Genomic DNA, 24167 nt, shown 5'->3' with positions numbered 1-24167 from the left:
CGAAAGCTGGACCGTTCGCGTCGACCATCCCCCGTGGGTCTCGTTCCGACGAGACCGGCACCGAGACCATGATCGAGACTTGATCGAGACAACGAGACCGCCGAGACACCCCGTCTCGCCTCGGTCTCGCCGGTGATCTCGGTACGGGGATGCCTGTGCGGTCCAGTCGGCCGGTGAACCGCTGGCCCCGACGGGTGCCCGACGTGCAGTCGGGGAGTCGAAGCCCACCGGCCGTGTTCCAGCCTGGCACCGCCAGCTACCACAGCGCGCGTCATGGCGCGTGCCCGCACCCCCGGAAAGCCTTGCATGGCAAGGGGGTTCGGGTGATCCGGCTGGTGTGTGCCCGCTGCGTCGACGGTTGACCCCTGCTGCCGACCAGCGCCCGCGACCTCCCGCCCACGATGCGGGCTCGCGGGCACCCGGAGGTGCGCCATGTGCCCCCACACGCCCGAAAACCGCCACGAACACACCGACAGCGCTGGTGACGCCCCCGGCAACGTCGTGCCGCTTCGCCGCAGCACACGCCCCGCCGGCGTTACGGTCGAACGGATCGAGACCGAGCCCATGACCGCCGACGAATACCGGCTCGCGGTCACCGCCCTAGCAGCCCTGATCAACCAGTGGAAAGACGGAGACAAAAACCCGCCCTACACCGAGGAAAACGCCGCATGAGACACCGATTTTCCCTTCACTCCAAGGAAAAGACATGAGACACTAGAACCATGCGGCACACCGGCTGTGACCTGCGACGTTAGTCAGTTCTTAGTCAGCTCTTGTTCGCCAACACGGGTGCCTTGTTCGGGGTCGATCCCGGACCAACAAGAGGTCCGGGATCGACCCGCACCACGACAGTTCGCAAGGAGTTTTCTCAATGGCGCGAGCGAAAACCGCCCGACGCACCCCCAACACCCCGCCACGGCTCGATGATCTCGACACCGTGCGCGTCGGGGTCTACATGCGGCGCTCCACCGACGATGAGCACCAGCCCTACTCCATCGAAGCCCAAGACGAGCGCTTGAAGTCCTATGTGGAGTCCCAACCAGGCTGGGAAGTGGCGTTGCGGTTCTCCGATGACGCCTCGGGTGCCACCACCGACCGCGACGACCTGCAACGAGCACTGAACGCTGCCCGCGCGGGATTGATCGATGTGCTGCTGGTCTACCGGGTGGACCGGTTCTCCCGGAACCTGCGGGACATGGTGACCCTGCTCGACGAACTGGACCAATGCGGCGTCGTCTTCCGCTCCGCCACCGAGCCGTTCGACACGTCCACGCCGATGGGCCGGATGCTGGTGCAGATGCTGGGCATGTTCGCCCAGTTCGAACGCGACACCATCATCGACCGCGTCATAGGCGGCATGGAACGCAAAGCCGCCAAGGGGCTCTGGAAGGGCGGTCGCCGTCCGTTCGGCTACACCGTCAACCCCGACACCCACCGGCTCGCCCCGCACGAGGCCGAAGCGGCGATCGTGCGGTTGATCTTCCGCCTCTACACCCACGACCGGCTCGGCTCCAAGGTCGTCGCTCGCGTGCTCAACGACCGAGGGCACCGCACCACCACCGGCGGCACCTGGTCCGCCTACCAAGTCCTTCGAGTCCTCTCGAACAAGGTCTATATCGGCGAACTGTCCTTCCGGGAGATCACCGTGAACGACTGCCACCCACCCCTGATCGACTCCGAGACGTTCGCGGAAGCACAACGGCTGCTCGCCGAGCGCGGCGAGGACCACGCCCACCGCCGCGCCAACGGCTCCGACTACCAGCTCACCGGACTCATGCGCTGCCCCACCTGCGGCAAAGCCATGATCGGCACCCGCGCCACCGGCAAGAACAAGACCTACCGCTACTACACCTGCTTCACCCGCTCCCGCTACGACACCACCAAATGCGACGGCCACCGGCTCAACGCCGACGCCGTCGAGGCGGCCGTGCTGGATGCGCTCGCCCGGTTCTACCGCGACCACCACGCGCTCATCGCCGACGCGGTGGCCGAAGCCCAGCGGCAACACCACGCGGGACAGCACACCCAGCAAGCCGAGTTGGCGAGTGTGGAAGCCAAGATCGCCGAGACCAACGGCAAGATCGACCGCTACCTCACAGCCTTCGAGAAAGGCACGCTGGACGATGAGCTGGTCGGCCAACGCCTCGCCGAGCTACGCGCCACCAGCAAGCAACTGCACGCCCGCCGCGACGAACTGGCCGCCGCGCTCGACGCCGAACCGGCCGTGCCCGACACCGCCACGCTCGCCGAAGTCGCCGAGCACATCACCCACGTCATCGACTCCGGCACCGACCAGACCCGCAAAGCGTTGATCGAAACTCTGATCGCCGGAATCAAGATCACCAGCCCCAGCACCATCGTCCCCGTCTTCCGCATCCCCCAACCCCACACCGACGACGACACAGCCGAGGCAGCAGCAGACACAAACAAGGCCCTGACCAGCGACAACACGCCAGCCAGAGCCTCGCAGGAAGGTGTTCGTGCAATGACCAATTTGGTGGAGCTGACGGGATTCGAACCCGTGACCCCTTGACTGCCAGGTACGGGCAGGCGGGATCTGCACTGCTTAGCTGCAGCTGGTCAGCGCGGTCGAACGGTGCTGCCGGGTGCCCACTGTCGTCGCCGTTGTCGTCAAAACTGTCGTCAGGCACCCCGCCCTCGCCGTCCCCAACAGGTCCCTCGTACGTCACCGGAGCGGCGCGGCCGACCGGCCCCGCCAAGCCCGGCCGTGCTCTGGCGACCACGCAGTCTGTTGGCAAGCCGACCCGGACCGGAGCGAAGCGAGGACCGGAAGCGGCGCGGCAGCGAGCGCCAGGACCAGCGGCACCAAGCCCGGCAGCCTCGGCGCTCGTCCCGACGCTTGCCGCTGGAAGTCCTGGGGCTGCTGGCTCGCTCGAATGGCGGGGCGCCCTCAGTGCGACGGCCGGGCGTGGCCGGCGCGCGAACGGCCGCCAGGCCGCACGCGCAAGCGCCGAGCCAACGCCCCGGCCGTGCGCCGCCGCAGGCGGCGCCTTGATCCAGTAGAGGGCAATTCGGCAACGATGCGCCGAAGCCTTAGTTGCGGTCCTGGGCTTTTTCGGGTGATTGCTCTAGCTGGAGCTCTCGCTTTCGCTGCTCTTCCTTCAAACGCTCGGTGTAGCGCGCAAAGCGCTCAAGTCGCTGCCGCTCATCTGCATCGTTCTGGAAGTCGTCAAGCTTAAATTGTGCCGCCGTGTAATGCTTTTCAATTTCGTCTGCAGTTGTCTGCAAGCCATGGCCGCGTTCACGGAACTTAAAATATGCTGTCAAGCCTGCAGAGATAGTAACAATGGCCGACAGGGCCGTCGCCACCCAGCGCATAGGCGGGAATTCGCCAGTGATCGCCGTTGTGGTGGAAGCTACGGCAGAAGCGACGATAATGATGCCCTGAAAAGCATTGTTTATGCGCCGATTGCGCGTCGCCCGCTTGCGGTAATGCGCAATCCAATCAAGGGCGCTTTCTCGATAAATCCTAAGACCCTCTGGCGTATCCAGCGGGAGTTTTGCCGCGAGCGTTTGTTTATCATGCGCGAGATTTCGGACAGTAGTGTTCTGTTCGATGATGTCGGGGCTATTCCGCCAGGCCAGCCAGCCTCCCAATGCCATCAAGAATACGACGACAAGCAGGCCGACATACTGCGTGATTAATGGTTTTTGTTGCCAAAGTCCTACGATGACGGAATACCCGAGAAGTAATGCAAGTACGGCGCCTCCTATGACCATCCCCCAGTAGGCGCGCTGGGAAGCCCTGAGGCGAGTTAACCTGTTTGAAGCTAGCTCATACTCCTTAACCTTCTCCCTGTATCCATGTAGATCTCCGTTTGGTTGCGTCACTCATCCCCCTGATGTCGCAACTGATTGCAGCGACCAGGAATATTTGCTCTGAAACAGGCGTATCGGTACCGCCGTTCAGGTGCACTATCGATCACCATCATTCCAGTTACTACTCGACGTGGGCGTCATGAGACTATGCCGCTGCTATCCTCGATCACGTGCGTGGCGCTGGTGAGGAGCTGAGCATCGGGGAACGCGTGGCGTTCTACCGGCGTCGTCGTGGGTTGTCTCAGGCCGTCCTTGCTGGGTTGAGGGGAAGTCTGAGGACTGGGTCAGCAAGGTTGAGCGCGGTGAGCGGCAGGTCAACCGGATCGATGTCCTCGTGGAGCTGGCTCGTCAACTCCGGGTCACGCTGAATGATCCGCTCGGCGAGCCGGTGCTCTTCGAGGATGAAGAGAACAACGACGACGTTCCGGCCGTGCGTGACGCGCTGATGTCTCCGCAGCGGCTCTCGCGGACGCTGTTCGGCGGTGGGCTTCAGCCTGAGTACGTCGACCCCGAGCCGGTCGCTCGTGTCACCGAGGAAGCCTGGAACCAATGCCAACACGGCAAGCTCCACCGGTTGTCGGCGGCTCTCGACCTCGGTGACGTCGCGAACGTCGTGGAGCGCGGCCAGGCAGTGCGGCCGACGCACCTTCCCGTCGAGCGGCAGGTCACGCATGCCATTGACCTCGCGCGCGCATTGAGCATGCTCGCGCGCGACGAGGACGCGCTCCAGTTGCTCTTGGACGCTGAGCAGAAGGCGCCACAGCTGGTCCGGCACTCCTCGATGGTCCGTGAGGTGGTCCGGACGATGTATCGTCGCTCGCCGGTGAGTAACGGCAGGTCGTCGCCGTTGCTGGGGTTGGCTGAGCGATGCAGGGCGGTTCGATGAGCACGCGCACCCTGGGCCTGATCGGTTCCGGCGCTGGTGGGGTGGAGAAGATCCGCCCGTCGTTGATCGAACCGGCGATCAGGCGCGGTTGGCAGGTCGCGGTGACGCTCACGCCGACAGCTGGCACCTGGATGGAAGCCAACGGCGAGATCGAACGGATCCAGGAGGTGACCGGACGGCCGTGCCGTGTCGCGCCTCGTCTTCCGAGTGAACCGAGTCCGCACCCGCCGATCGACTGCTACCTGGTCTGCCCGGCATCGTCCAACACGGTCGCGAAGCTTGCGCTCGGCCTGGCGGACAACCAGGCGCTCACGACCGTCTGCGAAGCGATCGGCGGACAGGTCGTGCCGGTCGTGGTCTTCCCTCGCATCAACGCCGCTCACGCGCGACAGCCCGCGTGGAACTCCCACATCGAGGCGCTGCGCAGCGTCGGCGTGCACCTGCTGATGGGCGACGAGTACTGGCCGCTGCACGAACCTCGTAGCGCTCCGGGCAAGGATCTTCCCTGGGAGAAGATCCTCGACGTCGTCGACACTGTCGTGTCTTGACCCATGCCTCTAAGGTCGGCGTTGTGGACGTGGTGACCTGGGCGCGGGAACTGGCGGCCGTCCATCTCGCTGACGCCGTGCCTCGGCGATGGCGACACGTGCAGGCGGTGGCGGACCAGGCCGAACGTGCCTCCCGCGCGTGCGGTCCTGATGCTGACCTCCTGGTTGCGGCAGCGCTCCTTCACGACGTCGGGTACGCACCACCCTTGGTGTCGACAGGCGTTCATGCCCTCGACGGGGCTCGGTACCTGCGGTCGATAGATGTGGACGAGCGCCTGTGCTGCCTGGTGGCGCACCACTCCGCGGCTGCTACTGACGCCGAGTTGGCGGGCCTCGCGGCGGAGATCGCGGAGTTCGAGGACGAGCAGACCCCCGTGCGCGACGCGCTCTGGTGGGCTGACATGACGGTCGGTCCTGACGGGGAGGTCGTGGCCTTTCCGGATCGCATGGCGGAGGTTCGAGCACGGTACGGACCCGATCACCCGGTCTCGCGTGCCCTGGACAAGTCGATGCCTGAACGAGAGGCCGCAGTGCAGCGAACGGAGGCGCGGCTGCGTGCGTTGGATCAGGTGTAGAAGGGCTCCGTGCGCTCCGACAGTGCGTGTTGGAGGCGCAACCGGATGGACGGGTGGATGTTGAGGGCGTCGAGGTCTCCAGGCGCCACCCAGTGCACTTCCTTGGATTCGCTGCTGGTCCGCAGCTGCCCACCCAGCGCTTTCGCTCGGAAGCAGATGGAGAACTCCTGGCGGACCTCGCCGTCGTCGTAGGCGATGACGTGGTTCGGGTTCGAGTACAGCCCGACGACGCCGGTGACCTCGGCGTCGATGCCGGTCTCTTCGCGGACCTCCCGCACGGCCGCCTGGGCCAGCGTCTCGCCGAGTTCGAGTTGGCCACCGGGGATCGAGTAGTAGTCGTTGTCCGTCCGGCGGATCATGAGGATCTCGCGTTGATCGTCCTGGATGAACGCGCTCACGGCGATGGCGATGCTGTTCGCCTTCGGGGCGTTCGGGTCGTTGAGGTAGTCGACGCGAGCCACGTGTCACTCCCAGACATTGGCCGGTGTGGACTGGGCCCACACCGATTCGAAGCTTTCGGAGTAGATCTCGAACAGCCCGCCCGCTGAGAGCTGCCGGAGGTGCAGTGCCGGGGCGTAGGCGCCTTGAAAGCCGTAGATGTGCGTGTTGACGATCATCTCGTCGTCGAACCGGAAGATGGAGTTGTATAGCGTGGTTCGGTGCAGCCGCATCTCGATACCGTCCACGTCCTTGACCGGACGGTAGAACGCCAACGCGTTGCGGATGCGCCCGCCGAGAGTGCCGGCGCCGAGCTGTTCCTCAGCGCTGCGAAGCTCGATCTCGTCGCTGTGGGGATCGCCGAACAGCAGCCGGATCCGGGCACCGTTCTCGGCTTTGCGCCTCAGGTCCTTGATGAATGTCGGACGCTCCACCAAGAACAACGCGGCGTGCACGAGGATTTCCACGGTGTCCGCGGAGTCCCGGATCAGCCGGTCCCAGACGTCCACCGGGATCGAGTTGCGGTGCGGGTACATCTGGATGAGCTCGGATTCGGCGACCTCCGCCCGGCGCTCGTCCGACACCGAGTCCGGCCACAAGTACGACTCGCTCTCACGGAGCATCGCGGCGATCGTCCGCCGGTGCCTCGGATATGGCGTGCGGCCCTTCGTGATCCACCGTTCGACAGTCTTGGGATCGACGCCCATCGACTTGGCTACGTGCTCGTTGGTGAGGCCCTTGCGAAGCAGGGCGTCACGGAGTCGTTCGTTCGCCATCGGCTCACCTGACACTCAGGGGACCTCTAGGGACGTCTTAAACCTAGCAAGGACGTCCGGAGAAGTCGCGCAGTGTGGTGATCACGTCCGCTGACTTCGCCGAAAGTCGTGGTAGCCGCCGGGAAAGCCCGGCGCCCTGTGCAAGGAGGTACCACGGTGATCGACGAACCCTCGCTCGCTGCTCGTCTGGACAGCTCGGTCGCCCCGGCAAGGGGCTGAGCGATGCCGGACATGGTGCAGGTGCATCTCACGGCGGACATGCCGATTCGCCTGCGCGCTCTGAAGTTCGCCGACCGTGTCGAGGTCCGGATCGGGAAGGCGTTCCCGATCGCGTTGCTCATCGACCGCCCAGCACTCGAAACCCTCAAGCACGCACTGACGGAAGGGCAACAGGAGTTGGACACCCACGAGACCGAGGAAAGGGCGTGACGCTGACGATGCCGATCTACGTCACTGTGCAGCCGGACGAGAAGACGCGCGCCCAATGTCTCGTCCACACCACTGGCGCGCCGATGCTCGCCATTCACGACCCGACCGCGAGCGTGATGTTCACGGTCGACCTGGAAGCCCCGACGCACGCCGTTCGCTTCGCCTCCGAGCTGATCACCTCCAGTCAGCAGTTCACGCACGAAGCTCGGCGCTACTGCGGACTCCTCAACGAGCAGGCCATTGGTACGCACGGCGTTCGCTCGAATGAAGGTGATGTGTGATGCCTGACCCGCTGGGGCGCCCTTGGCCGAGTGAGTGCCTGACCGGTGTTGTGATGCCGGTGGGACGGCCGAAGCGGAGGTTGATCGTCGACCGCACGGACATCGAGACGCGGGTGTGGCCGGAGTTCGGCACCGCTGATCTGCTGATCGGTGCGCGGACTCCGATCGTCTACACGATGGGTCTGCGGCACCTGCTGCGGCTCAACGAGGCCGTGGCCGGTGCGGTGGCCGAGATCGGCGAAGCGGAAGGCGGACACTGAGATGTTCGCGAAACTCCTGCACCGCTGGCGCAAGAACCGCGAATGGCGTCGGATGCGGCGTCGGCGGGTGCGCGTCTACCTGTAGAGGCTCGGTCAGCCCTACCCCGACTTCGCGGGCTGACCGTCGGTTGGCGGGGCGGTATTCCCCCGGCCCGTCCCGCCAGCCATCCACGGACGGGATCATCACATGGGGAAGAAGCAGAACGCAGACTTGGCAGACCTGCGCAGACTTGCGCTGAAGATCGTGGACCAGGTGGCCGAACTCAACGATCGCGTTTCCGCGCTGGAGACTCGTATTCCGACTGCTGGTCGGAAAGATTCGCCTCGATCGCGGTGACTCGCTCGGTGAGCTGCTCGACAGCTGCACTGAGCTGCTGGAACAACTCGGACAGGTCGCCGATGGTCAGCTCCGTCTTGGCGGCGGCTCCTTCGAGCACGAACACGCCTTGGCCTTGGCGGACGACGACGAGTCCGGCGTTGCTCAGTTCTTTGATCGCGGCTCGGGCGGTCATGGGCGAGATGCCGTACTCCTCGGTGAGGGCGGAGATCGACGGCAGCTGGTCACCCGGTTCGAGCTCACCCGACACGATCTTGTGCCGCCGAAGTGACCTCCGCGCTTCGCTGGTGCTGAACGGCTCGACCTATCGATCACCGTCAAGCCGGAGCTTGACGAGCTTGGCCACGTTCCGGGAGATCAGATCTTCATCGACCGCGTCCTGCAGCGCGGCGCGCAGCAGCCGCAGCAGGTACCGGACGGTGCTCGCCGACGGTGTGGATTCACAGCATTTGCCCTTGGCGCAGCACCGCATGTTCGCCAAGCTCTGCGAGCGAGCCGGACTCAGGAAGATCCGGGTGCACGACCTCCGGCACTCCTGCGCCACGCTGCTGTTCGCCCAGGGGGTCGAGGCTGCGACCATTCAACGCATCCTGGGCCACAGCTCGATCACGGTTACCACGGGCACCTACGTCGACGTGATCGAGACCGTGCAGCGGTCGGCGGTCGATCAGCTCGGCGGTCTCTTCGCGGTCGACGACGAGAGCGATCCGTGAATGGCCGTTGTCGTCAAAACTGTCGTCAAAAGGCCCTCCACCGAATTCCGGTGGAGGGCCTTTTCGCTGGTGGAGCTGACGGGATTCGAACCCGTGACCCCTTGACTGCCAGTCAAGTGCGCTACCAGCTGCGCCACAGCCCCTTGTTCTTCTGTTCCGAGTCCCGGTCTCCCTTTCGAGGTCCCGTTCATCTCGTGTGAGTACACACTACAACAGCCCTCGGAGGGGGTTCGCAGGGGGGTACCCCTCTTGGATCTACCCACGGGTGCGGCGGGGGTGCTACACCCGGGGTCGTGGCGAGAGGACAGGGCGCGAGGCGGCCGTTGGTGGCTCCCGAGGCCGAGGGGGCTGATCCTGAGAGACGCCGTGAGCTGCAGGAATGGCGGTTGCGGCAGCTCGTCGACCGGTTGCTGGGGGCCGGCGGGGTGCAGGCGGAGCGGTTGCGGGAGGTGGGGGTCGAGCGGGGTGACGACGTGGGGCTCGACGATCTGCCCCGGTTGCCGTTCGTCACCAAGCAGGACTTCTGGGACAGCTACCCCTTCGGGCTGCGGGCCGCTCCGGTCGAGGACGTGGTGTGCGTGCACGGGTCGTCCGGGACGAAGGGGCGGCCGACGCTGGTGCCCTACACCGCGCGGGACCTGGACGTGTGGGCCGAGGTGATGGCTCGTGCGCTGGGCGGGGCGGGTGTGACGCGGCGCAGCCTCGTGCACTGCGCGTACGGGTACGGGCTGTTCACCGGTGGGATGGGCGTGCACCACGGGGGGACGCGGCTGGGGGCGACCGTGCTGCCCGCGTCCAGCGGGGCCACCGACCGGCAGTTGCGGTTGATGCTGGACCTGCGGCCGGACGTGCTGTGCTGCACCCCGTCGTACGCGATCTACCTCGGCGAGGCGTTCGGCGCGGCGGGGATCACGGCCGAGCAGTTGTCGTTGCGGGTGGGCCTGTTCGGGGCCGAGCCGTGGACCGGGCAGATGCGCGAGGAGATCGAGCGGCTGCTCGGGCTGCGGGCGCTGAACATCTACGGGCTCAGCGAGGTGATCGGCCCCGGGGTGGCGTGCGAGTCGCTGGACTCGGACGGCCTGCTCAACGTCGCCGAGGACCACTTCTACCCCGAGGTGGTGGGGCCGGACGGGGAGGTGCTGCGCGACGGCGAGCCCGGCGAGCTCGTGTTCACCACGCTGACCAAGACCGGGGTGCCGCTGCTGCGCTACCGGACCGGCGACGTCGCGGCGCTGCACCCGCCGGGCACCGGCTCGGCGCGCACCCTGCGGCGGATGAGCCGGGTGCTCGGGCGCACCGACGACATGCTGGTCATCCGGGGGACGAACGTGTTCCCGTCGGAGATCGAGGCGGTGGTGCTCGCCGACCCCCGGGTCGCACCGCACTACCTGGTCGTGGAGGACCGGCGGGACCGGTCGCGCCCGGAGCTGCGCGTCGGCGTGGAGCCGCGCGACGCCCACGAGGACCCGGTGCGGCTGGAGAACGACCTGGCCACGGCGTTGCAGGCCCGGCTCGGCATCCAGTGCATCGTGCGCGCGGTGCCGCCGGACAACATCCCCCGCTCCCCGACCGGGAAGGCGCAGCGGCTGGTGCGCTGGGAGCACGGCGTGGTGCCGCTACCCGGACTGGAGTGAGGCCAGCGTCTCCGCCGCCACCCGCAGGTCGGCGACGAAGCCCCGGTACATCGACTCGCGGTCCTCGGCGCGCAGGATCGCCGACGGGTGGATGGTCGCGACCGCGCAGGCGTCGTGGTCGGGCAGGTCGACGACCTGGCCGCGCTGCTTGGTGATGCGGAACGACGGGCCGAGCAGCGCCTGGGCCGCGGTCGCGCCGAGGCAGAGCACCAGTTCCGGGGCGACCACGCGCAGCTCGGCGTCCAACCACGGGCGGCAGGCCGCGACCTCGGCCCGGGACGGCTTGCGGTGGATGCGGCGCTTGCCGCGCTCGCGGTCGAACTTGAAGTGCTTGGTGGTGTTGGTCACGTAGACGTCGTCGCGGTCGATGCCGACCTCGACCAGGGCCCGGTCGAGCATCCGCCCGGCCGGGCCGACGAACGGTGCGCCCTGCCGGTCCTCCTGGTCACCGGGCTGCTCGCCGACGATGACCATCCGGGCCGACTCGCGGCCCGCGCCGAACACGGCCTGCGTGGCGTCCCGGTAGAGGTCGCAGCCGCGGCAGGACTGGACCGCCTCCCGCAGCCCCGGCAGCCGAGCGCGCGGCGGCACGAACTCCTCGGCACCCGGCACGACCGCTCACCCCGCGTGGCCGTGCGGGCTGGGCAGACCGCGGGTGTTCGCGGCCTTGACGAACTCGGCCCGCGGGTCGTGCAGCTCGCCGAGCGCCACGGTCTGGCGGCGGAACGGCAGTTCCAGCAGCCAGTCGCCGAGGATGCGCGCCTTGTGGGACAGCGTGGGCATCTTCGCCAGGTGGTAGGTGCGGTGCAGCAGCCACGCGGGCAGGCCCTTGAGCTTGACCCCGTACACCTCGGCGGCGCCGCGGAACAGGCCCAGCCCGGCCACCGACCCGGCGTAGCGGTGCTTGTAGTTGCGCATCGGTTCGCCGCGCAGCAGCGCGAGGACGTTGTCCGCGAGGACCCTGGCCTGGCGCACCGCGTGCTGCGCCGACGGCCCGCACAACGCGTCCGGATCGCTGCTGGTCAGATCCGGCACGGCCGCGCAGTCCCCGGCGGCGAAGACGTTCGTGGTGCCGCGGACCTGGAGTTTCGCGGTGCACTCGACGCGCCCCTTGGAATCGCGCGGCAGATCGCTGTCCTCCAGCATCGGGTGCGGTTTGACACCCGCCGTCCACACCACGGTGTCGGCGTCGAACTCGTCGCCGTCGGACAGCTCGACGTGTCCGTCCACGAGGGACTTCGCGGTGGTGTTCAGCTTGACCTCGATGCCGTGCTCCTCCAACCGGCGCTTGGTGTACTCGCTCATCGGGCGGCTGACCTCGGGCATGATCCGGTCCATCGCCTCGACGAGCACCCACCGCATGTCCTGCGCGGTGACGGTCGGGTAGTTGCGGGTCGCGGTGCGCGCCATGCTCTCCAGCTCGGCCAGCGCCTCGATGCCCGCGTAACCGCCGCCGATGAACACGAACGTCAGCAGCCGTCGGCGCAGCTGCTCGTCGCCCGTGCTGGCCGCCATGTCCAACCTGGACAGCACGTGGTTGCGCAGGTAGATCGCCTCGCCGATGGTCTTGAACCCCACGCCGCACTCGGCGAGGCCCGGGATGGGCAGCGCCCGCGAGATCGACCCGGGCACGACGACGAGGACGTCGTAGTCGACCTCGATCTCACTGCCGTCGGCGAGCGTCGCGCACAGCTTCTGCCGCCCGTGGTCGATGCGCGTCACCTGCGCGGTCAGCACCTCGCTGCGGCGCAGCGCCTCGCGCAGCGGGACGACGACGTGCCGGGGCTCCAGCGAACCGGCCGCCGCCTCCGGCAGGAACGGCTGGTAGGTCATGTGCGGCTGGGTGTCGATCACGGTCAGCCGGGCCTCGCCGGGCCGCAGCCGGGACTGCAACCGCAGCGCCAAGGTCAGCCCGACGTGCCCGCCGCCGACGATGACGATGCGTGGTTCAGGCATGTTGCGGCGCTCCTCTCGCTCCGTCGCGGGTGCGTCGCGGGTCGACGTCGCGGTCCGGGTGCCGGCGCAGGTACTCCTGCTCCAGTTCGAAGGTGCGCGCGGTGTGCTCCCGCAGGGCGTCCGGGGAACCGTGCAGGAACGTCTCGTGGCGGGTGCCGTGCAGGTGCCGCAGCTCGTGCAACAGGAGCTCCTCGCTCAGCTCGGTGCCGGGGATGCCGGTGCTCGTGCTCATGTCGCCCTCCAGCGCTGACCGCGACGTCCAGCACCGGACTACCCCGCACGCATCCGCATGACACACGTCAGCAGCCGGGGACGCCTCAGAGCCTGTCTTTGGACTCGTTGTGCGTGGCGGTGCCGGTGGCGGAACCTCAGTGCCTGTCTTTGATCTTGGGTTAGGTGGTGAGTTGGCGGGTCATGAGGGTGATGGCGGCCCAGTTGATGATGGTTTCGGAGTGGGCGGGGAGGCGTTCGTAGTCGCGGACGGTGCGGCGGGCTTGGGTGATCCAGGACAGGGTGCGTTCGACGACCCAGCGGCGGGCCAGGACGTGGAAGCCGGTTTGTCCGGCGATTTTGCGGACGATGTGCAGGGTGATGCCCAGGGCGGCCTGGGTCCAGGTGGTCAGGCGTCCGCTGTAGTTGCCGTCGGCGAAGACCAGTTCCAGGCGTGGGTGGCGGGTGTGGAGGTAGCGCAGGAGGAGTTCGGCGCCGCGGCGGTCGGTGATGTGGGCGGCGGTCACGGACACGCCCAGCAGCAGGCCGAGGGTGTCGGTGGCGATGTGGCGTTTGCGGCCGTTGATCTTTTTTCCGCCGTCGAAACCGCGGGTGTGGCGGCCGACGGTTTCGGCGGCCCGCACCGACTGGGAATCGATGATCCCGGCGCTGGGGGTGCGGTGGCGGTCGGTGCGGGCGCGGACCTGCTCACGCAGCCTGTCGCGCAGGCCCAGGACGATGTTGTCGCGGCTCCAGCGGGTGAAGAACCCGTAGACGGTCTTCCAGGGCGGGAAGTCGGCGGGCAGGGCCCGCCACTTGCAGCCGTTGTCGACGAAGTAGCGGATCGCGTCCACGACATCCCGGCGGGGGTGTTTTTCCGGACGCCCTCCGCTGCAGGTGCGGCAGGCCGGGGCGGGCAGCAGGGGCTCGATCACTGCCCATTCGGCGTCGGTGGTGTCCGAGGGGTAACGGCGGGCACGGGCCGTCGAGCCGGCAGCCGGCGCGGTGGTGTACAAAGCGGATCGGGCCTTTGCTGTGTCGATCTTGATGTGCTGTCACGATCACTAGCAAAGGCCCTCTCTCATACCCGCCCCCGGGTACCCCCAAGATCAAAGACAGGCACTCAGCGGCCGTCTCGACTGCGGAAGCCCCTCCTGATGTATGTCCAATACACGGCGTCGGGGCTGTCCTCGCGAGACGACCGCTGAGAACCCGCGGCGGTGCCAGCTGCGAGACCGCTCACCGAAAGAGAAAGCGGCTGACGCCGCTTACCACGCCCCCTCGGAACCAAGTTCAAAGACAGGCACTCAGCTCAGAGGAGGTCGTCGACCCGGCGGGCGTAGGCGGTGACGTCGTAGACGGCTTCGAAGCCGCAGGACTCGGCGAAGCGCTCCGCGCCGCCGCCCTCCTCGGAGTGCGCGGCGACGAGCAGCGCGCCGCGTTCGCGGAGCGCGTCGACGGCGGCGGCGACCAGTTCGCGCCCGACCCCACGGCGGCGCCGTCCGGGCCGCACCACGACGTGTTCGACCAAGCCGATGCCGCGTTCCACGAAGCCCAGGGCGAATCCGGCGATGCGGTCGGCGCCGGGGTCGTCGACGACCCGCAGCACGCAACGCGCGTCGTCGACGCGGTGCCCGAGGTTGCGCAGCAACCGCCGTTCGCCCTCGCCGGACAGCCCGGCGTCGTCTGCGAGCAGGTCGACGACGTCCGGCAGGTCGCGGTCCTCACCGGGGCGCGCGAGCCCGGAGCCGCCCTGGTCGACGCGGTGCAGCAGCGCGACCTGCTCCTCGACCGCCCGCCACCCGGCGTCGTCGGCGATGCCCTCGATCTCGGCGACCGTGGTCGGCGAGGCGTACACGACGGCCTCGGCGCGGCCGGCCTCGGCGAAGACCTGCTCCAGCTCCAGCAGCGTCCCGGCGACCTCGGCGAGGGTGCCCCACAGGGCGCAGGCGTGGTTGGCCGTGGGCAGCGGGTTGTCCTGGTTGAGCACGACCGTCGCCACGCCGACGCGGGTGCGCAGCCCGTAGCGGACCACGGCCGAGGCCAGCCGCGCGTTCTCGACCAGGCCCGCGAGGTCGCGTGCCTGGCGGGGGTCGAGCAGGGCCTCGTCGTCGGGATCGTGCAGTGGGTCCACGCCCCCATTGTCCCGGCGCGATGTCGTGGAGTTGCGGGACGATGTGCCTCGTGACGACTCCGACGCTCCTCGCCGACGAACTGCTGGAGCTGTGCTGCGACGCGGACCCGGTGCGGGCCACGTTGCAGGGCGTCCGGGACCGGGACGACCGGTTGCCCGACGTCCGGGCGCAGGCCGAGGCGGCGCTGCGCGACCGGGGCGAGGACATCCGGGTCCGCGCCATGGGCCTGGACACCTCGCGGGCCGACCTGGAGGACCGGTTGACCGTCGCGGTCGTCGTGCACCAGGCGCAGGTGCTGGTCGACCGGTTCGACTCGTTCGCCCCGGAGTACTCGGTGGTCGGCAACCTGCTCGCGCCGCTCGCCGGCCTGCTGTTCCACCTCGGCGAGGTGCCGGTGGCCGATGCGGGGCAGGCTCGGGACTTCCTGACCCGGCTGCGCCGCTTCCCGCAGTTCACCGAGGCGCTGGCGCAGCGGCACCGCGAGGGCGTCGTCGCCGGGCGCGTCCCGGTTCGCCCGCTGCTCGACGACGCGGTCCGGCACATCGACGACCAGCTCGCCGCGCCGGAGACGAACCCGCTGCTGGGCCCGGACCTGCCCGACGCCGAGCTGGAGGCCGAGCGCAAGCGGCTGCTGGCCGACGTCGTCCACCCGGCGCTGCGCCGGTACCGGGCCGTGCTGGCGGCGGAGATCGCCCCGCACGCCCGGCCCGCGGAGCGCCCCGGGTTGTGCTGGCTGCCCGACGGCCGGGAGATCTACCGGCGGCTGGTGCGGGCGCACACCACCACCGACCGCGACCCGCGCGAGCTGCACGCCGTCGGGCTGGACCGGCTCGACGCGCTGCGGCAGGAGTTCTCCGAGGTCGGAGCCCGGGCCCTGGGGCTCGACGACCCCGCGGCGATCCTGCGGCGGCTGAACGAGGATCCCGCCCTGTTCTGGCGCGACGGCGAGGAGCTGCTGTCCTCGGCCCGCGCCGCGATCGCCCGGGCGGACCGGGCGGCGCCCGCCTGGTTCGGCGCCCTGCCCCGGCAGCGCTGCGAGGTGCGGCCGATGCCCGGCACCCCGTCGCCGAGCGCCCCGGCGGGCTGCTACCTGTCCCCGGCGCTGGACGGCTCGCGGCCGGGCGTGTTCTACGCCAACACGCACCAGGCCGAGCGGCGGCAGCGGTTCCTGTCCGAGGTCTGCGCCTTCCACGAGGTCGTTCCCGGCCACCACGTGCAGCTCTCGCTGGCGTTGGAGCGCGACGACCTGCCGCTGCTGCGGCGGCTGATGACGATCACGGCCTACAGCGAGGGGTGGGGCCTCTACACCGAGCGGCTGGCCGACGAGATGGGCCTGTACTCCGACGACCTGGCCCGGCTGGGCATGGTGGCCGTGGACGCGCTGCGCGCCGCGCGCCTGGTCGTGGACACCGGCCTGCACGAGTTCGGCTGGTCGCGGGAGCAGGCGGTGGAGTTCCTCGGCACGCGCACCGCGCTGCCGCCGCTGGAGGCCGCGGCGGAGGTCGACCGCTACATCGTGCACCCGGCCCAGGCACTGTCGTACCTGGTGGGAAGGCTGGAGATCGAACGCGTCCGGGACGCGGCGCGGCGCCGCCTGGGACCGGACTTCGACATCCGCCGGTTCCACGACGTGGTCCTCGGCCACGGCCCCCTCCCGCTGTCCACACTGGACACATTGGTGGCGGAGGAACTCGCGGGGCCCCCTGCGACATCCAGGTGATCCCTGGCCTGGCGCCTCGAAATCGCCGCGCGACGCCCTACTGTCGAGGGCGAGCGTGCCCGCGGTTGACCCCTGGGAGGCGCCGTGACCGGGACATTCCGCCACGAGCAGTTGCGACGTCAGGCCGAGCGGGAATTGCGCGGCCGACTGCTGCCGCCCTGGCAGAACCGCGTGCTGCAACGCTGCTTCGTCGAGGTCGCCAACGGCTGGTTCCCGCTGCTCAACCAGTTCACCCCGCACACCCCGCGGAACCGGCCGGACGCGGTGCTGGTCGGACCGCTCGGCGTGCTCGTGGTGCTGCTGCGCGAGGAGGAACCGGACTGGGAGACCTCCCGCGGGGCGTTCGTGTGGACCGCGGAGCTGCTCGCCGGTGCCGAGACGTCGCAGGGCATGCTGACCGAGGCGGCGCTTCGCGCGGTCGTGGTGCACCCGGCGGAATTCCGCGGACGCCGCGGGTTCAGCGGCGAACACCTGGCCATCACCGAAGCCGAGCTGGACCGGGTCCTGGTGCGCGGTGAGCACCTCCTCGACCCCGGCGACGCGCGGACCGTCGCCCACCACCTGGACAACCGCACCTTCGACCTGGCGCCGCTGGGCTGGCAGGCGCACCTCATCCCCGCGCAGCGCGAGCCCGGGCAGCGCGGCGGCGCGCTGTTCGAGGTCGGCGACCTGCGCCGGGAGCGCGTCCGCCGGGCCCTGGACCGGCCGTTCCGGGACTGGCGGATCTTCCTCGACGACACACAGCTGGGCGTGGTCCGCCGCCGCTACTCGGGTCCGGCGCGCATCACCGGCCCGGCGGGCACCGGCAAGTCCGTGATCGCCCTGCACCGACTGGCCTACCTGGCCCGGCGCACCACCGGTCCGCTGCTGTTCACCACGCACGTCGCGAGCCTGCCGAGGATCGCCCGCGAGCAGTTCCGCTCGCTGGCGCCGCACCTGGTGTCCCGGGTCGAGTTCGTCCACCTGCACCGGTGGGCGCGGGACTTCCTGGCCGACCGCGGATGCGCCGCCGAGGTCGACGAGGAGCTCGTGGACGCGGCGTTCGAGGCCGCGTGGCAGCGCGACGACCTGGTGGAACCGCTGCGGGACTTCCGCGCCGCCCGGTCGTACTGGCGCGACGAGATCGACCGGGTGATCAAGGGGCGCGGCATCCGCTGCCTGGACGGGTACCAGGCGGTGCCGCGCAAGGGCCGCGGCCAGCACCTGTCCCGCGAATTCCGCTGCCGCGTCTGGGAGTTCTACTGCGAGTACGAGCGGCAGCTGTCCGAACGGGGCGCCCTGGACCACAACAACGTGCTCATGCGCGCGCTCGCCGAACTGGAACGCGACCCGCTGCCCCGGCCGTACGCGGCGGCCGTGGTCGACGAGGTGCAGGACCTGACGCTCAACGGACTGCGCCTGGTGCGCGCGATCAGCGGCGACGGACCGGACCAGCTGCTGCTCGTCGGAGACGGCCAGCAGCAGGTGTACGCGGGCGGCTGGCGGCTGTCCGAAGCGGACATCTCGTTGCGGGGCCGCGGCGAGGTGCTGCGCCGCAACTACCGCAACCGGGCGGCGGTCCTCGACCGGGCCGGGGAGCTCGACGCGATCAACCGGTTCGACGACCTCGACGGCGGTCCGAGCGTCCCGCTGCGGTCGGCGCTGCCGGTGCTGCCGGGCGGCCGGGTCGTCGAGTGGAGCGGCGACGACCAGGAGCAGGCCCTGGTGTCGGCGTTGCGCCACCTCGACGACGCGACCGACGCGGTGGTGCTCACCCGCACCCACCAGGCCGCCGAGCACTGGGAGCGGGTGCTCCGCGCAGCAGGTTTCGCCGTCCGCCGCCTGGAGCACTGGGAACCGGGCGCGGCCGAGGCGGTCCACGTGGGAACGGTCCACCGCGCCAAGGGCGTCGAGTTCCGCTCCGTCTTCCTGCCCGCCGAACACCACCACACCGCCCACCGCGAGGAACGCGAAGCGCTGCACCGACACCGGCTGGTCGCCATGACCCGGGCCCGCGACAACCTGTGGATCTCCCGCGGCCGGGACGGCTGATCGGTGCTGAGGGATATCCCGGTTCTCCGAATCCGCCGCGTTGCCCGGTTCGGTCGTGCATGATCTGCTGTGGACCCGCGTAGATCACGCACCGATGCCCTGCGGTGTCCTCTGGCGTACCGACGCGTCCCGCAGCGGTTCCGTGCGACTTCTCGTCCTTCGTGGACTGAATTGCGAGGTAGTGGAGTTGACTAGCGACAGAAGGCGGTGGACGCGCGCGGCCGTGGTCGCGGCCACCGCAACAGGTCTGCTGACCGCGGCGCCGCCCGCGATCGGCGCCGCGCCGCAGGACAACGGCGCGACGACCGAACAGCGGGCGTTCGACTCGGCGGCGAAGGAGTACGGGATCCCCGAGCCGCTGCTGATGGCCGTCTCGTTCCAGCTGACCCGCTGGGAGGACCACCACGGCGAGCAGAGCAAGGCCGGCGGGTACGGGCCGATGCACCTCACCGACGTCGACCCGCAGGAGCTGCTCAACGAGAACGCGAAGCTGACCAAGCCGGTCGACAACCCGTCGCTGCACACCCTGAACGAGGCGGCGAAGCTCATCGACGCCGACCCCGACGAGGTCAAGCGCGACGTCACGCTGAACATCCGCGCCGGGGCCGCGCTGCTGGCCGACCGCGCCAAGGCCATCGGCGACGACCACCTGCCCAACACGATCGGCGGCTGGTACCCGGCGGTGGCCGAGCTCAGCGGCAGCCCGCGGGTCAGCGGCGGCCGGTCGTTCGCCGAGGACGTCTACGACGTGCTCGGCCAGGGCCGCAAGCGCACCACCTCGACCGGGCAGACCCTGGCCTTCCCGAAGATCCCCCAGGTCGTCCCGGACAAGAACCTGTCCCGGACCCGGCTGGAGGGCGCGCAGGACGCGCCCAAGCCCACGCCGAAGGCGGAGTGCCCGTCCGACCTGGACTGCCGCTACATCCCGGCGGCCTACGCCCCGGTGGACCCGAAGCAGCCGGACGCCGGTTACGGCAACTACGACACCGGGAACCGGCCCGGCGACGGCAACAAGATCCGCTACATCGTCATCCACGACACCGAGACGTCGTACCAGTCGACGATCGCGTCGTTCCAGAACCCGGCGCACGGCGCCGCCTCGCACTACGTGGTCCGTTCCTCCGACGGCCAGGTCACGCAGATGGTGCCGACCAAGGACATCCCGTGGCACGCCGGCAACTGGGACGCCAACATGCACGCCATCGGCATCGAGCACGAGGGCTGGGCGGCCGAGGGCGGCACCTGGTACACGGAGCGGATGTACAAGGCGTCGGCCGACCTCGTCCGCTACCTGGCGAACAAGTACGACATCCCGCTGGACCGCGCGCACATCCTCGGTCACGAGGACGTCTCCGCCGACAAACCGTCCAAGGTGGGCAGCGAGCACTACGACCCGGGCCCGTACTGGGACTGGGCGCACTACATGAAGCTGCTGCAGTCGCCGCTGGACTCCGACAAGGCCGATGACGACGCGCAAGCGGTCACGATCTTCCCGAACTTCGCCAAGAACCGGCCCGAGGTCAGCCAGTGCTCCGACAAGGGCTGCGAGAACCTGCCCGCGCAGCCGGCGAACTTCGTCTACCTGCGGACCGAACCGCGCGACGACGCGCCGCTGATCACCTCGCCGGTGATCCACAAGGACGGCTCGCCGGGCACCACGCGCATCGAGGACTGGTCCGACAAGGCGGTGGCCGGTCGGCAGTACGCGGTGGCCGGGCGCTCCGGTGACTGGCTGGCGATCTGGTACGAGGGCAAGAAGGCGTGGCTGCGCGACCCCGACGGCAACAACACCGCGGCGGCCGACGACGCGAAGCTCGTGACGCCGCGCCGCGGCGGGATCCCCACGTTCGGCATGGCGGTCCCGAACCCGTCGGAGTACCCGAAGGGCATCGACCCGACCAAGCTCGAACCGCTGCCGTACACCATCCCCGCCAACCAGCGCTACGTCGCGGGTGACGCGGTCCAGGCGATGGACTACCACGCCGTGTACGACGGCACCAACGACCCGAACAACCACAAGCTGGTGCGCGGTTCGGAGAAGTACGTGCCGATCTCGCTCAACCACCGCTGGGTCTACGTCAAGCAGTCGGACATCCAGCCGGTCTCCTGACGACCCCCGGTCCCGGGGAGCGCCCTGCTCGCGCGGGGCGCTCCCTTTTTTCAGGCCGCGGCGCGGACGTCGTGGTGGTCGGCCTCCGCGGGCGGGGCGTCGAAGCTCTGCAGGCCCTTCTGCCGTCCCATCAGCAGGTGCACGACCAGCGCGCAGGCCGCGACGGCGAGCGCGATGCACAGCATGACCATCGCGAAACCGCTGACGGTGGCCTGCTGGCTCACCGGTCCCGAACCGCGGGTGATGCTCTGCACGATCGGCGAGACGATGCCCATGCCCAGCCCCATGCCGAGCTGGCCGACGGCGGGCTTCACGGCTCCCACCGAGCCCACCATCTCCTTCGGCGCCGCGGACATGATCACCGCGGACTCCGAGTTCTGCGCCCACATCAGGCCGAACCCGACGACGAACGCGGCCACGCCGAAGAACCACGAGCCGGTGTCCGGGCGGACGAACACCAGCAGCGCGAAGCCCACCGCGATCGTCAGCAGTCCGCTGGTGAACACGGTCCGCGCGCTGAGTTCCCAGCGCTTCTGCGCCTCGCCGGCGGCGAGGGTGCCGAGCAGCATCCCGACCGACATGGCGGACACCACGATCGACCCGACGAAGGCCGACCGCCCGAGCGTGGACTCCAGCACGTTCGGCAGCTGCACGGCGATCACGCCGTTGGCGAAGTTGAACGCGACGCCGACCACGCACGCGGCGGTGAACGCCGGGACGGTGAACAGCCGCACCGGGAACCCGGGGTCGCGACGCCGCGCCTCCCAGACACCGAAGAACACCAGCAGCACCACCGAGCAGACCAGCGCCCCGATCACCGCCGGGTCGGTCCAGCCGAGTTCGCCGGACATCGTGAAACCGCCCATGAGCAGCAGCAGGGCGACGGCCGACACGATGACGCCGACCACGTCGAAGCGCCGGTGGTGCGCGGCCCGGCTCTCGGGCACCGACACCGCGCCGAACGCGGTGAACACGACGGCCAGCACCGGGATGATCAGGCAGGACATCCGCCAGCCGAGGGCGGCCTGCACCGCCCCGCAACCGACGGTGCCGAGCAGGCTGATCGCCGACTGCACACCCAGCCAGACCCCGAACACCCGCGGCAGCTCGTGCGGTTGGAACAGGGTCGGCAGGATCGCCAGGCTCATCCCGAAACTGGCCGCCGTGCTGATGCCCATGACCACGCGTCCGGCCAGGAACGCGCCGCTTCCGGGCGCGATGGCGCACACCACCCCGCCGACGGCCATGCCGAGCGTTCCGAGCAGCAGCACGCGGCGGCGACCGCGCTGGTCACCGAGGATTCCGATGCCCAGCATCGCGGCCGCCAGCAGCAGCGTCCCGATGCTGGAGGTGAACGACTGGAGTCCCGGGTTCATCCCGAGGTCGGCCGCCACGGCGGGCAGCGCGAGCGAGTTCACCGAGGGATCGAGCACTTGCAGCGCCGACAGCAATGACAGCGCCACGAGCGCGAGGGCGCGGCGGTGGCGGTGGCCGGCCACCGCGGCCGGCCACCGCTGCGCCACCGGGGTTTCCCCCGTCGCGGACAATGGGATCACTCCCCCGCCTGGAAGGTGCGTCGCCCGTCGAGGTAGGTGGCGCGCACCGCGATGTCACCGATGGTCTCCGGGGCAACCGCGTGCGGATCGGCGTCGAGCACGACGAGGTCGGCCCGCTTGCCGACCTCCAACGACCCGATGACGTCCTCGGCGAACAGCTGCCAGGCGGCGTCGATGGTCTGCGCGCGCAGCGCCTGGTCGACCGACACCCGGTACTGCTCGCCGAGCACCCGGCCGCTGCGGCTCTTCCGCGTCACGGCGACCTGGATGTTGCGCAGCGGCTCCTCCGGCGTGACCGGGGGGTCGTTGTGGAAGGAGATCTTCACGCCCGCGTCGACAGCGGCCCCGGCCGCCGTCCACGCCTCGCCGCGCTCGCCGAACAACCCGTCCACCAGGACGTCGCCCCAGTAGTAGAGGTGGTCGACGAACAGGCTGCACGTGACGCCGAGTTCGGCCGCGCGCCGGTACTGCTCGGGCGTCATGGTGCCGCAGTGCTCCAGCCGCAGCCGCGCGTCGGTGCGTTCCGGGTGCGCCCGCAGGGCGTCCTCGAACACGTCGAGCACCATGTCGACGACCTCGTCACCGTGGACGTGGCAGGCGATCTGCCAGCCCAGCGGGAAGTACGCGTCGACGATCTCGACGAGCTGTTCCCGGCTGTAGTTGGCGCACCCGCGGTGCCCGGCGCCCAGCCCCATCGCCCGCGTCTGCGGGGTGTCGAGGTAGGGGAAGCTGGTGGCGATGTTGCCCACCCACGGCGATCCGTCGGCCCAGATCTTGATGCCGATCTGCTGCAACATCGGGTCGGCCGCGTCCTGACCGGGCTCGATGTCGGTCCGCTTCTCCGGCGTGCTGCGCTCGTACACGCGCATGCGCACCCGGGCGTCGCCGGTGCGGTAGAAGTCCTGGAGCGGTTCCCGCGTCTCGCGGGAGAACGCCATGTCCGAGGTGGTGGTGACGCCGACGGCGGCGAGCATCCGGTGTTCCCGCGCCATGAGCTCGTCGAACCCGGCGCCGTCCGGCCGCCGGAGCGCGCCGCTCATGATCAGCACGGTGGCCGGGCTCTCGAAGGCCGCCCCGGTGGGGTTGCCGTCGGCGTCGCGCTCGAAGTGCGAGCCGACCGGGTCGGGCGTGTCCCTGGTCAGCCCCACCTGCTCGACGACCAGCGAGTTCCCCCACGCGCTGTGCCCGCTGTTGTGCATCACCGACAGCGGCCGGTCGGGGGCGATGTCGTCGAGCAGTTCCCGGCCGATGGTGGGCAGTCCCTCCTGCAGCAGCGGGTCCCAACCGAACGCCCCGACCCACTCGCCGGGTTCGGCGGCGGCGACGGCGGCGCGCAGCTTGCCGAGCGCGTCCTCGGCGGTCGGGCAGACCACCGGGCGGATGTCGACGATGTCCGGCCCGGTGATGACCATCTCCAGCGTGGGGTGCCCGTGCGCCTCGACGAACCCGGGCAGCAGCGTGCGCCCGGCCAGGTCGACGCGTTCGGTCCCCGGCCCGGCCAGCGCCAGCACGTCGGCGTCGTCGCCCACGGCGACGATCCGCCCGTCGGCGACGGCCAGCGCGCTCGCACGCGGCTGCTCCGCCGCCATGGTGATCACGTTCCCGCCCACGAACACCAGGTCCGCGGTCTCGGGCGTTGCCATGCGAAGACCTCCTCGTCATCCGACTTACTTAGATTGTCTAACTACTTGCGGACACCACGCATCCAGAAGTGAGATACGAGTCCCCGACG

Annotated in this window: 24 protein-coding genes and 1 tRNA gene; 12 read left to right on the top strand and 13 right to left on the bottom strand. The window is 69.3% G+C overall.

Annotation, left to right across the window (positions count from 1 at the left end):
- The first annotated feature begins 432 nt into the window (after positions 1-432).
- Both NV263_RS04465 and NV263_RS04460 read left to right on the top strand, forming a co-directional pair.
- On the top strand, positions 433-672 hold the full coding sequence (locus NV263_RS04465; RefSeq protein ID WP_263251250.1) for a hypothetical protein: 240 nt from the start codon (positions 433-435) through the stop codon (positions 670-672).
- Between the two features lie 199 nt (positions 673-871).
- The gene (locus tag NV263_RS04460; RefSeq protein WP_263251249.1) at positions 872-2533 is read left to right on the top strand and encodes a recombinase family protein; all 1662 of its coding nucleotides are present in this window, start codon (positions 872-874) and stop codon (positions 2531-2533) included.
- A 521-nt stretch (positions 2534-3054) separates the two neighbouring features.
- On the opposite strand, the gene NV263_RS04455 is transcribed toward NV263_RS04460, so the two are convergent.
- The gene (locus tag NV263_RS04455; RefSeq protein ID WP_263251247.1) at positions 3055-3852 is read right to left on the bottom strand and encodes a DUF4231 domain-containing protein; all 798 of its coding nucleotides are present in this window, start codon (positions 3850-3852) and stop codon (positions 3055-3057) included.
- A 229-nt stretch (positions 3853-4081) separates the two neighbouring features.
- Positions 4082-4615, bottom strand: a complete 534-nt coding sequence (locus tag NV263_RS30785) for a hypothetical protein (protein WP_450104037.1) — start codon at positions 4613-4615, stop codon at positions 4082-4084.
- A gap of 107 nt (positions 4616-4722) precedes the next feature.
- Here NV263_RS30785 and NV263_RS04445 point away from each other — a divergent pair, with 107 nt between their 5' ends.
- Both NV263_RS04445 and NV263_RS04440 read left to right on the top strand, forming a co-directional pair.
- Positions 4723-5274, top strand: a complete 552-nt coding sequence (locus NV263_RS04445; RefSeq protein WP_263251246.1) for a flavoprotein — start codon at positions 4723-4725, stop codon at positions 5272-5274.
- Positions 5275-5297: 23 nt separating this feature from the next.
- Positions 5298-5849, top strand: a complete 552-nt coding sequence (locus tag NV263_RS04440) for an HD domain-containing protein (protein WP_263251245.1) — start codon at positions 5298-5300, stop codon at positions 5847-5849.
- On the opposite strand, the gene NV263_RS04435 is transcribed toward NV263_RS04440, so the two are convergent.
- A complete protein-coding gene (locus tag NV263_RS04435) occupies positions 5840-6310 on the bottom strand; it encodes an NUDIX hydrolase (RefSeq protein WP_263251244.1) in 471 nt (156 codons plus the stop codon). The genes NV263_RS04440 and NV263_RS04435 overlap by 10 nt on opposite strands.
- A gap of 3 nt (positions 6311-6313) precedes the next feature.
- Complete coding sequence (locus NV263_RS04430; RefSeq protein WP_263251243.1) at positions 6314-7063, bottom strand: helix-turn-helix domain-containing protein; 750 nt, start codon at positions 7061-7063, stop codon at positions 6314-6316.
- Positions 7064-7285: 222 nt separating this feature from the next.
- Here NV263_RS04430 and NV263_RS04425 point away from each other — a divergent pair, with 222 nt between their 5' ends.
- From NV263_RS04425 to NV263_RS04415, 3 genes are read left to right on the top strand one after another with little or no spacing between them, the layout of a single operon-like run.
- On the top strand, positions 7286-7492 hold the full coding sequence (locus NV263_RS04425) for a hypothetical protein (protein ID WP_263251242.1): 207 nt from the start codon (positions 7286-7288) through the stop codon (positions 7490-7492).
- Complete coding sequence (locus NV263_RS04420) at positions 7489-7773, top strand: hypothetical protein (protein ID WP_263251240.1); 285 nt, start codon at positions 7489-7491, stop codon at positions 7771-7773. Before NV263_RS04425 ends, NV263_RS04420 begins: the two co-directional genes overlap by 4 nt.
- 53 nt (positions 7774-7826) lie before the next feature.
- Positions 7827-8033, top strand: a complete 207-nt coding sequence (locus tag NV263_RS04415; RefSeq protein WP_263251238.1) for a hypothetical protein — start codon at positions 7827-7829, stop codon at positions 8031-8033.
- 263 nt (positions 8034-8296) lie between these two features.
- Here NV263_RS04415 and NV263_RS04410 read toward each other — a convergent pair whose 3' ends face one another.
- A complete protein-coding gene (locus NV263_RS04410) occupies positions 8297-8620 on the bottom strand; it encodes a GntR family transcriptional regulator (protein WP_263251237.1) in 324 nt (107 codons plus the stop codon).
- Positions 8621-8708: 88 nt separating this feature from the next.
- On the opposite strand from NV263_RS04410, the gene NV263_RS04405 reads away from it, so the two are divergent.
- A complete protein-coding gene (locus NV263_RS04405) occupies positions 8709-9083 on the top strand; it encodes a site-specific integrase (RefSeq protein ID WP_263251236.1) in 375 nt (124 codons plus the stop codon).
- Between the two features lie 67 nt (positions 9084-9150).
- Here the strand turns inward: NV263_RS04405 and NV263_RS04400 are convergent.
- Positions 9151-9226 (bottom strand) — tRNA-Ala (locus NV263_RS04400).
- 243 nt (positions 9227-9469) lie between these two features.
- On the opposite strand from NV263_RS04400, the gene NV263_RS04395 reads away from it, so the two are divergent.
- On the top strand, positions 9470-10717 hold the full coding sequence (locus NV263_RS04395; protein ID WP_263251234.1) for a phenylacetate--CoA ligase family protein: 1248 nt from the start codon (positions 9470-9472) through the stop codon (positions 10715-10717).
- Here NV263_RS04395 and NV263_RS04390 read toward each other — a convergent pair.
- The 5 genes from NV263_RS04390 to NV263_RS04370 all read right to left on the bottom strand — a co-directional run bounded on the left by NV263_RS04390 (position 10700) and on the right by NV263_RS04370 (position 15017).
- Positions 10700-11329, bottom strand: coding sequence for a UdgX family uracil-DNA binding protein (locus NV263_RS04390; protein WP_263251233.1), 630 nt, complete (start codon positions 11327-11329; stop codon positions 10700-10702). The genes NV263_RS04395 and NV263_RS04390 overlap by 18 nt on opposite strands.
- A gap of 6 nt (positions 11330-11335) precedes the next feature.
- The gene (locus tag NV263_RS04385; protein WP_263251232.1) at positions 11336-12673 is read right to left on the bottom strand and encodes an NAD(P)/FAD-dependent oxidoreductase; all 1338 of its coding nucleotides are present in this window, start codon (positions 12671-12673) and stop codon (positions 11336-11338) included.
- The gene (locus NV263_RS04380) at positions 12666-12905 is read right to left on the bottom strand and encodes a DUF6158 family protein (protein WP_263251231.1); all 240 of its coding nucleotides are present in this window, start codon (positions 12903-12905) and stop codon (positions 12666-12668) included. The genes NV263_RS04385 and NV263_RS04380 overlap by 8 nt, the downstream gene beginning before the upstream one ends.
- A gap of 160 nt (positions 12906-13065) precedes the next feature.
- Positions 13066-13899, bottom strand: a complete 834-nt coding sequence (locus tag NV263_RS04375) for an IS5 family transposase (RefSeq protein ID WP_263247972.1) — start codon at positions 13897-13899, stop codon at positions 13066-13068.
- Between the two features lie 296 nt (positions 13900-14195).
- The gene (locus NV263_RS04370; protein ID WP_263251230.1) at positions 14196-15017 is read right to left on the bottom strand and encodes a GNAT family N-acetyltransferase; all 822 of its coding nucleotides are present in this window, start codon (positions 15015-15017) and stop codon (positions 14196-14198) included.
- Positions 15018-15058: 41 nt separating this feature from the next.
- Between NV263_RS04370 and NV263_RS04365 the strand changes: the two genes are divergently transcribed.
- The 3 genes from NV263_RS04365 to NV263_RS04355 all read left to right on the top strand — a co-directional run bounded on the left by NV263_RS04365 (position 15059) and on the right by NV263_RS04355 (position 20879).
- Entirely contained in the window at positions 15059-16738 is a 1680-nt protein-coding gene (locus NV263_RS04365; RefSeq protein WP_263251229.1) for a DUF885 domain-containing protein, read from the top strand.
- Positions 16739-16822: 84 nt separating this feature from the next.
- On the top strand, positions 16823-18769 hold the full coding sequence (locus tag NV263_RS04360; RefSeq protein WP_263251228.1) for a UvrD-helicase domain-containing protein: 1947 nt from the start codon (positions 16823-16825) through the stop codon (positions 18767-18769).
- A gap of 187 nt (positions 18770-18956) precedes the next feature.
- Positions 18957-20879 carry an N-acetylmuramoyl-L-alanine amidase gene (locus NV263_RS04355; RefSeq protein WP_263251227.1) on the top strand — a complete coding sequence of 641 codons (1923 nt, stop codon included), beginning with the start codon at positions 18957-18959 and terminating at the stop codon, positions 20877-20879.
- Positions 20880-20929: 50 nt separating this feature from the next.
- On the opposite strand, the gene NV263_RS04350 is transcribed toward NV263_RS04355, so the two are convergent.
- Together NV263_RS04350 and NV263_RS04345 are read right to left on the bottom strand one after the other, a co-directional pair.
- Positions 20930-22426 carry an MFS transporter gene (locus NV263_RS04350; protein ID WP_263251226.1) on the bottom strand — a complete coding sequence of 499 codons (1497 nt, stop codon included), beginning with the start codon at positions 22424-22426 and terminating at the stop codon, positions 20930-20932.
- 5 nt (positions 22427-22431) lie between these two features.
- The gene (locus NV263_RS04345; RefSeq protein WP_263251225.1) at positions 22432-24078 is read right to left on the bottom strand and encodes an amidohydrolase; all 1647 of its coding nucleotides are present in this window, start codon (positions 24076-24078) and stop codon (positions 22432-22434) included.
- Positions 24079-24167: the final 89 nt, after the last annotated feature.

Source organism: Saccharopolyspora rosea, from assembly GCF_025643595.1.
Classification (GTDB): Bacteria; Actinomycetota; Actinomycetes; order Mycobacteriales; family Pseudonocardiaceae; genus Saccharopolyspora; species Saccharopolyspora rosea.
The sequence above is the reverse complement of the archived record's forward strand: the minus strand, read 5'-3'. Positions and strand labels throughout refer to the sequence as shown.